General features: G+C 62.4%; 6 protein-coding genes. All 6 read left to right on the forward strand.

Translation table 11 applies throughout. From position 1 onward, the window contains the following. The first annotated feature begins 4 nt into the window (after positions 1–4). From FM104_RS14040 to FM104_RS16575, 6 genes are read left to right on the forward strand one after another with little or no spacing between them, the layout of a single operon-like run. Positions 5–1,066, forward strand: coding sequence for a CDP-glycerol glycerophosphotransferase family protein (locus tag FM104_RS14040; protein ID WP_179206814.1), 1,062 nt, complete (start codon positions 5–7; stop codon positions 1,064–1,066). Next, positions 1,063–2,244: a CDP-glycerol glycerophosphotransferase family protein gene (locus tag FM104_RS14045; RefSeq protein ID WP_087132854.1), complete on the forward strand. Its 1,182-nt coding sequence runs from the start codon at positions 1,063–1,065 to the stop codon at positions 2,242–2,244. The genes FM104_RS14040 and FM104_RS14045 overlap by 4 nt, the downstream gene beginning before the upstream one ends. Then, entirely contained in the window at positions 2,237–3,637 is a 1,401-nt protein-coding gene (locus tag FM104_RS14050) for a bifunctional cytidylyltransferase/SDR family oxidoreductase (protein WP_087132855.1), read from the forward strand. The genes FM104_RS14045 and FM104_RS14050 overlap by 8 nt, the downstream gene beginning before the upstream one ends. 2 nt (positions 3,638–3,639) lie before the next feature. Then, positions 3,640–5,553, forward strand: coding sequence for a glycosyltransferase family A protein (locus FM104_RS14055; protein WP_179206815.1), 1,914 nt, complete (start codon positions 3,640–3,642; stop codon positions 5,551–5,553). Beyond that, the gene (locus tag FM104_RS14060) at positions 5,543–8,110 is read left to right on the forward strand and encodes a CDP-glycerol glycerophosphotransferase family protein (RefSeq protein WP_179206816.1); all 2,568 of its coding nucleotides are present in this window, start codon (positions 5,543–5,545) and stop codon (positions 8,108–8,110) included. Before FM104_RS14055 ends, FM104_RS14060 begins: the two co-directional genes overlap by 11 nt. Positions 8,111–8,135: 25 nt before the next feature. Beyond that, positions 8,136–8,615: an acyltransferase gene (locus FM104_RS16575; protein WP_179206817.1), complete on the forward strand. Its 480-nt coding sequence runs from the start codon at positions 8,136–8,138 to the stop codon at positions 8,613–8,615. Positions 8,616–8,956 lie beyond the last annotated feature (341 nt).

Here is an 8,956-nt window from a genome sequence, read left to right on the forward strand (position 1 = left end):
ACCGGTGCGCCGAAACCGGGTGCTGTTCCTCTCCGACTCGCATGATGGCTTCGTCGGCAACATGCTTTTCCTGCGCGACGCGATGCTGCGCGAGGATTCGAATGCCGAGATCATCGGCGTATTCAAGTCGAGCCTGTCTTCGCGTCGGTCGCTGCGCGACGTGCTGCGTCTGCCGTATCTGATCGCCACCAGTGCGGTCATCGTGCTCGATGATTTCTACCCTCTGATCTACCGTTTTCGGATTCGCGATGGTGCGCGTCTTGTGCAGATCTGGCATGCCGCCGGCGCATTCAAGCAGGTTGGCCACAGCCGCGCAGGCCTGCCGGGTGGGCCGACGCCCGGCTCAGAGATCCACCGCAATTACACGGATGCCGTGGTGAGCTCAGCCGGGATCGTCGACGACTACGCCGAAGCGTTCGGCATCCCTGCCGAACGGGTGCACGCGTGGGGGATGCCGCGCTCTGACGCGTTCTTCGAGGAGCAGACGATCAAGGCGGCGCGCGCATCGGTGCGGGCGCGGCTCGGCATCGGCGCGTCGGAGCGCTTTGTTTTGTACGCGCCCACCTTCCGCGGCAATGGGCAACGCAGCGCGGTCACGGCGCCCGAGGCCGATTGGGAGAGCATCGCTCGCACGCTCGGCGATGGGTGGCGGCTCGGGGTGCGTCAGCATCCGTTCGTGACAAGCGGCCCGTTGCCAGCCGGAGTGGTGGATGCTGCCGCCGAGCCAGACATGAACGAGCTGCTGATGGCGGCGGATGTACTCGTCACCGACTATTCCTCGTCGATCTTCGAGTACGCGCTGCTGCGCCGACCGGTGGTCTTCTTCGTGCCGGACCTGGACGACTATGAGGCCGCGAGGTCTTTCTATCGACCGTTCGATGACTATGCGATCGGGCCCGTGGTGCGCTCTGCCGACGACCTCGCTGCAGCGATCCGCACCGCTGAGGTCGATGAAACCCGCCTCAGCACTTTCCTCGAGGAGTTCTGCGGGAGTCTCGATGGTCGCTCCAGCGAGCGGATCGCTGGCGAGTTGCTCGCTGTGCGTGTTGCGAAGGCGACTGCATGATGGTCTTGGCGCAGCGCCTGCGGCTGGACATCGTCGCCGCGTATGCAGCGCGGCTTGCGCTCACGCTGGTGAGCGTCGTGATGCGGCCGCTTCCTCGGCGCGACAAGGTGACGCTGCTGACCCGGCAGAGCAATCGTGCGCCGTCTGACTTCGTGATGCTGCGCGATGCGATCGTCCGGCTGGATTCGTCAATCGAGGTCGTGGTGATCTCTCGGATGGTTCCCCCGGGGATTGTTCGCAAGTTCGCGTATGCGGCGCACCTGCTCGTCGAGATGTATCACGCGGCCACCTCGCGCGTGCTCGTCGTCGACGGCTACTCGATCATCGCCTCGGCGACGCGGCACGCTCCGGGGTTGAAGATCGTGCAGATGTGGCACGCGCTGGGCGCGCTGAAGAAGTTCGGTCTGAGTATCGTCGGGCAGCGTGGCGGGCGCGACCCGCGGCTGGCGAAGGCTATGCGGATGCACGAGGGATACGACCTGGTGATCTCGAGCGCTGAACGATGCCGCGCGCCGTTCGCCGAGGCGTTCGGCGTGGATGTGTCGAAGGTTGCGGTTGCTCCGCTGCCCCGCGTCGACCGCCTGCGCGACCCTGCTCACCGGGCAAAGGTGCGCAAGCGCTTCGACTACCTGTACCCCGACCTGATCGGCAAGAAAGTTGCGCTGTTCGCCCCGACGTTCCGCACCGAGGGCCGCATGGCCACGGTCGATCCGCTCGAACTGACACAGGCGATGGCGGATGCTGGCTATGCGACGATCACCAAGCTGCACCCCCTGGTGCCAGCGCCGACGACCGATGGCGTTCGCACGGCTCCGGGCATCTCGACGCAGGATCTACTGCTGATCGCCGACGTCTTCATCACCGACTATTCGTCGGCTGTCTTCGAAGCGGCTGTCGCCGAGGTGCCGTCTTATCTGATCGCACCGGATCTGGACGAATATGCGCAGCGTCGGGACTTCTATCTGAAATTCCCTGATGACCTTGGTCTGCCGATGGCGTCGACGCCAGCGGAGTTGGCGGAGATGGTGCGAGCAGGCGCGGCGGATGCTGTGGCGATGGCAGCTCTCCGAGACTCATTTATCGCATCACCCGGCTCCGTCACTGAGACAGCGGCCGAGCATCTCGCGCGGACCGTCATGGTCGAGGATGAGCGTTCACGAGAGGATCACGATGATTGACGAACGTGCGCGACCCCGGACTGTGGCTGTGATCCTCGCTGGCGGCATCGGAGTGCGTGTCGGGCTCGGCATCCCCAAGCAGCTCATCAAGATCGCCGGCAAGGCAATCGTCGAGCACACGCTCGAAGTGATGAACGCGAGTGGAGTGATCGACGAGATCATCATCGTGATGAACGCTGGTGCGATCGACCAGCTCACATCTCTGCAGAACGACGAGCGCTTCCCTAAGCTGACACGCATCATCCCAGGTGGCGAAACCCGCAACGACTCCACCCAAGCTGCGCTGGCCGCGCTCGATGATGACCCGAACACGAAGGTGCTGTTCCACGACGCTGTCCGCCCGTTCGTGAACGAACGGATTCTCGACGAGTGCGTCGAGGCGCTCGACCATTACGAAGCGGTGGACACCGCAATACCGTCCGCCGACACAATCATCCAGGTCGACTCGGCGTCCCACATCACCGCTATCCCGAATCGATCCGTTCTACGGCGCGGGCAGACGCCCCAAGCGTTCCGTCTCGGCACTATTCGTCGGGCATACGCACTCGCGAACGAAGACAAAACCTTTCACGCCACAGATGACTGCGGTGTCGTCTTCACCTACCTGCCGGACACGCCGATCTTTGTCGTTGACGGTACTCCCGAGAACATGAAGGTCACGGAACCGATCGATGTGCACATCGCTGACAAGCTGTTCCAGCTGCAGTCGGCGAGCCTGGCATCGGATGTGGCGATGCCTGATCTCACCGGCAAGGTCGTCGTTGTATTCGGCGGCAGCTACGGCATCGGCGCGAGCGTCGTCGAGGTCGCGCGCGAGGCCGGGGCCGATGTGCATCAATTCAGTCGGTCGACCACCGGCACTGATGTGCGCTCCCGCGGTGCCGTGAAGCAAGCCCTCAAGGAAGTCTTCGCGGCCTCAGGTCGCATCGACGCAGTGGTGATGTCCGCAGGGGTGCTGCGGATGGGACCGCTGACCAAGACCAAGGTCAAGCACATCGAGTCGAGCATCGAAACTAACTTCGTCGCACCGGTCGTCGTGTCGCGCGCAGCGCACAAGTACTTGAAGGAGACTGGCGGCCAGGTGCTGCTGTTCACCTCGAGCTCGCACACGCGCGGCCGGGCGAACTATGGAATCTACTCAGCCAGCAAGGCCGCCGTCGTCAACCTCACTCAGGCCCTAGCCGAAGAGTGGGCCGAAGACGGTGTGCGCATCAATTGCATCAACCCTCAGCGCACGCGCACACCCATGCGTACGCACGCTTTTGGCGAGGAACCGGTGGAGACCTTGCTCGATCCCAGGCAGGTCGCCGAGGTGAGCCTCAAGGTGCTGGACAGCGGTCTGACCGGCCAGATCGTGGCCGTACGGGTTGAGGAAGCACCGAAGGTGCAGTGACCGTGGCCACTCGCTCCGCGCACTCCATCAGCGTCATCATCCCCGTGTTCGACGTCGCGGCGTACCTACCCGATTTTCTGTCGAGCCTGGAAGCTCAGGGCGACCACCTGCCGGACGATGTCATCTTCGTTGACGATGGGTCTACGGACGAAAGCGGTGCGCTGATCCAGGCCTGGGTCGAATCCGGACATCCACAGGCGCAGCTGATCCGCACGACGAATATGGGAGTGAGCGCGGCCAGGAGCACCGGCATGGATTCCGGGAGCGGTGACTGGGCGCTCTTCCTCGACCCCGATGACGTCTTGGCGCCAGGGTACTTCGCCGCACTGCGGGAATTTCTCGCCGCACACCCCGATGTCGACCTCGCGGCGACGAACCTCCTGCGCCTGCAGGAACCCGATCGGCATCTGCGGGACACCCACCCCCTGCGCTTTCGCTTCGCCGGGGGAAACAGGGTCACCGAACTGAGCGACGACGTGTTCGTGATGAATGCCGCATCCGTGGCGTTCCCTATGGCGCCAGTGCGCGAATCAGGAGCGAGGTTCCGTACGGGGCTGCACGCCTCAGAAGATGCTCTTTTCGTGGTCGAGTATCTGCTGAGCCTGGGCCGCGCGCCTCGTGCCGGTTTCGTTTCGGATGCCAGGTACGGATACCGCAAGCGTGAGGCGCGCACATCGGCGGTCGACCGGTACCGCTCCGACCCGAGCACCTACACGGTGCGCTTCCACGAGGGCTATGCGCCGTTGCTGGAATCCGCGGCTGCGCGCGGTCCGGTGCCAAGCTGGCTGCAGTCGATGGTGCTCTACGAGATGCAGTGGCTGCTGCCTGTGCAGATGGATCCGCGGCGGTATGCGGCCGACCTCGATTCTGCCCAGCGATTCGAGACGCTAGCGGGCCTTAAAAAGTGTCTGATGCACGTCGACGACGATCACCTGCTCAACTATGACGCCAGCGCTCTACCGCTCGAGTCGCGGCTGCTGATCCTTGCGCTCACCGACCGGCCGCTGTGGCCCGGCGCGTTCGCCACTATGCCGCACGGATGGCGCGAAGACGTCGATATCATCACGTACTCGACCCGCTCGGAACCTGATTTTCGGACGGACGCGCCGTCACGCCGCCTAGTCGTGTGGGCACCCGACGTTTTCGGCCAGCGCGTGCTGTTTGCGACTCGGCTGCGGGCAGACCGCCGCGTGCGAAAGGTTGACGGTCACAACATTGTCTGGCCCCGGCCAGGAGAATCCTTGTCACAAACACAGGACCGGCACCGCCGCCGACTCGCCGGGTTTCAGGGGACCTTTCTTCCTGCCCAAGAGGGCGAGGTGTATGTCCGCCGCACGCGACCGTGGGCCCGCGCCACCGGTCCGATTCGGCGCGAAGCTCGCCGGCGTGGGCTGTGGTCCAAGGATGCGATGATTGGGCGCATCTTGCGGCCCGGACGGACGATACTCGTCGAGCATCCGGCCGATGATTCGGAGCGCTCGGCGGAACTAGTCACTGCGCTGCAGCGGGTATCCCGTGTCGCACATGCCGACGCACAGAGCGGCCCACACGTCCCCGGTGCTCTACGCTTCGGTTCGTTCACGCATCGAGTCGTGCGCGCCCGTGCCCGCATGCTGATCAGCTCGCGGACGACTGGGAGACCGTCCTTGCGTGCACGGCTGCGCGGCGTGAGGGTTCTAGTGACCAGCGGCAATCTCGACACAATTGACGCGCTCTCGATTCGGCGTTTCACGCCCGACTTTGTGATCACCCCCGAGGAGGTCGACCTGCCGTTCCTGGCTGGGATCGGACTGGCGGCCGTCGATGTCGCAATCGTCAAGGAACGCCAGGCGGCGTCCGTCGCGAGCGCGCTTGCCCGACGCGCAAGTAGTTACACACGAGTCAGCTCGGAAGGAGGCTCGCACCTTGGAGCCTGAATTTACGGTCATTTCCCCGATGTACAACGTTTCCCGGTATCTCCCGGACTACTTCGCATCATTGGAGCGTCAGACCTACGGCTTTAAACGCCTTGAGGTAATTCTCGTCGATGACGGCTCCACCGACGACACCGCCGCGGTTGCCGATGCGTTCGCCGCAACGTACTCGAACGTGCGGGTCATCCGCAAGGAGAACGGCGGGCAAGCCTCGGCGCGCAACGCTGCACTTGCAGAGGCAACTGGCACCTGGCTGACGTTCCCAGACCCTGACGACGTCCTCGGCGACGACTACTTCCTGATCGCCCACTCGGCCGCTTCGGCGCCAACGAAGCCTGCGATGATCTCTGCGCGTTTGCTTATGTGGCACGAGATCGACGGACGGATCGAAGACAACCACGCGCTTACGGGGCGATTCCGTGGAGGAGACAGCGACCGTGATCTGAATCAGTATCCGTCATGGATCCAAGCACATATCACGAGCGGGTTCGTTCAGAACGCCGTCGTGAGAGACGCACAGCTGCGTTTCCCTGACGCTCTTCGGCTACGGTTCGAGGACGGAAGCTTCGTCGCCCGCTACCTCCTCCAATTCGCGTCACCCGTCGTCGCCTTCCGCGGTGAGATGGAATATCTATACCGTCAGCGTGCCGACAGTTCATCGACCATCCAGTCGAGCAGTGCGAATCCGCAGAAGTATACCGACACCATACGATTTGGCTATCTGCCGATCATCGAAGCACTCGCATCAGACGAGCGGAGTGTTCCTCGCTGGCTGCAAAACCTCTTTCTCTACGACCAGTTCTGGATTTTGCGTGCATCGCAAGGCCCCTCGGTCCGCAAACACACATTTCCGGAATCCATGTACGAGGAACTGGACGAATTGCTACCCCAGTTCCTCGAGGCGATCGACAAGGAGCGGATCCGCACGTTCGATGTCATGCATGTCGCACCGTGGATGCGGGAAGCTCTTCTGCTCGTCAAAGCTGGCGGTGGTGTCGCCTCCCTTTACTGGGGTGCGCGCGATAAGAAGCGTGGCTTGCGGAGTGTGCTCATTCGGTATAGGGGAGAGCGACCATCTTTCACCCTCCGCGTGAACGGTGTGCCCGCCGAGGCACGCTTCGAAAAGGATCTAGGGCTCGAGTACGTCGGCAAGCCAATCATTCGCCAGCTCTCGCTATGGGTGCCTGATGATTCGGACATCACCCTCATCATCGATGGCGAACCGCGGCAGATCCTGGATGCCCCTCCCGTGGTCCGCTCCGCTTTTCCCGCCACGCAGAAGCGGTCAGCGGGTGGCGTTACCCCGGCTCGCGTACGCGCTGCTCTGGCGCGCCGGTTCACACGAGGTGGGTCGATGAACATCGCCCGCAGGGTGGCGATGGCGGATCCACGCAAGGCTCGTATGTTCGCGAATGCATGGGTCTTCATCGACCGCGACGTCGATGCTGGCGATAGCGCCGAGGACATGTACTGGTGGGTTCGCGACAACCAGCCCGAAATCAATTCCTGGTTCGCGCTCCGCAAAGGTACGAAGGATTGGGACCGCATGTCCGTCCACGGTGCGCGCCTCGTCGACTACGGCTCACCGGACTTCGGCGCACTGATGCATCATGCATCCCATCTCGCCTCAAGCCACGCGGACCGATTCATCACAGATGCCGTGCCACGCAAACATGTTCCTACTAACTATGTCTTCACTTTTCTGCAGCACGGCGTCATCAAAGGCGACATCTCGGGATGGTTGAACACGAAGTCAATCCAGGTCTTCATCACGTCAACACAAGATGAGTACGATTATGTGACTGGCGACTCGCCCTTCAAGTTCGGGCCGAAAGAAGTGCGTCTGACTGGCCTCCCACGCTTCGATATGCTCCTGGAGCGGTCCAAGGAAGTACCGGAAGCAGAACGCGATCTGGTGCTGGTGATGCCGACCTGGCGCGACTACCTCGTCAGCGGCATGAAGGGCGCATCCAACGAACGTGAGCGCGTCGGTGGCTTCGAAGAGACACCATACGCCAGTTCGCTAGGAGATCTGCTGCGTGATCAGACGCTCGCCGCCGCGATGAGCACCGGCGGCAAACGTCTCATCTTCATGCCTCATCCCAATATGAGACCGTACTTGCAGGACTTCGACGTCCCTGAGCACGTGGAGGTGCGTTCTTACGAGGACACAGATGTACGCGAAATGATCACCCGTGCCGCCGCGCTTGTGACCGACTATTCGTCCATTGCTTTCAATGCTGCGTACTTGCGGCTTCCCGTTGTTTATTTCCAATTCGATCAGGAAGAATATCAGGTACATCACACCGAGCGACCCGGATATTTTGACTACGAAAGGGATGGTTTCGGACCTGTGACGACGACTGTCTCCGATACGGTGGGTACGATTTCGAACATTCTGAGGGGCCATCCCCGTCAGCAATACCTCAGGCGCATGGAAGCAACTTTCCCCGTGCGAGATGGGCGCAATCGCGAACGCGTTTTCGAAGCCATGCGGGAAGCGGCAACTCAGCGGCCGCTGTCAGAGCGGATCAAGCCCGCAGCGCGCGACCGCTGGTGAGAGCGGCTGGGTAGAGGAGACAACCATGTCAGTGCCTATCGCAGAATTCCGTGACGATCGCGGCAATCGTATCTGCTGGGACGGTGAACAGATTCCGAACACGCGAGTGACCTTCACAGGATCCAATAACACCCTGCGCGTCGAAAGCGGGGCCCGCATTGGCAATCTATCTGTTCAGTTCGACGCTAACAACGGCCTCATGGAAGTCGGATCGAGTAGGGGCGTGCCCTCCTTTTCCGCCACCGTGCGGGTTGGAGAGGACTCCCGTGTTTTGATCGGCCGCAACGTGTCGACAACGAGCACGGTGGGAATCTCAGCGACCGAGGGGACCACCATCAGCCTGGGCGAAGACTGCATGCTAGCCATCGGTGTTCAGCTTCGGGCCGACGACGGGCATCCGATCTTCGATGTGCACACGGAGAAGCGGGTTAACGTATCTCGCGATATCGTGATCGGCGCGCACGTGTGGCTCGGCTACAATTCGGCGGTACTCGGGGAGTCGTGATCGGCCACGGTTCCGTCGTAGGCCTGGGGTCGGTCGTCACCCGCAATGTCCCGAACAACGCCGTCGCAGCAGGGAATCCGGCTCGAATCGTCCGGCGCGATGTCGCTTGGGAACGCCCTCATTTGTCAATGGTCAAGCCATATTACAAACCGGACGCGTCGACCATCACCAAGACGCGATGGTGGGCCGCCACAGACGAAAATGCACCCGGACCGCTCGCGCGTCCGATGCTTGATGCCTCGCCTGGCCAAGCGGTGCCCGTGAATCGCTGGTGGCGGAAGAGCTAAGCCTCGATCCACCGACGAGCTGCAGGTGGGGCGGGCTGGCGTGATCGAGGTTCG

The sequence above is a fragment of the Microbacterium esteraromaticum genome, assembly GCF_900163815.1.
Lineage (GTDB): Bacteria > Actinomycetota > Actinomycetes > Actinomycetales > Microbacteriaceae > Microbacterium > Microbacterium esteraromaticum_B.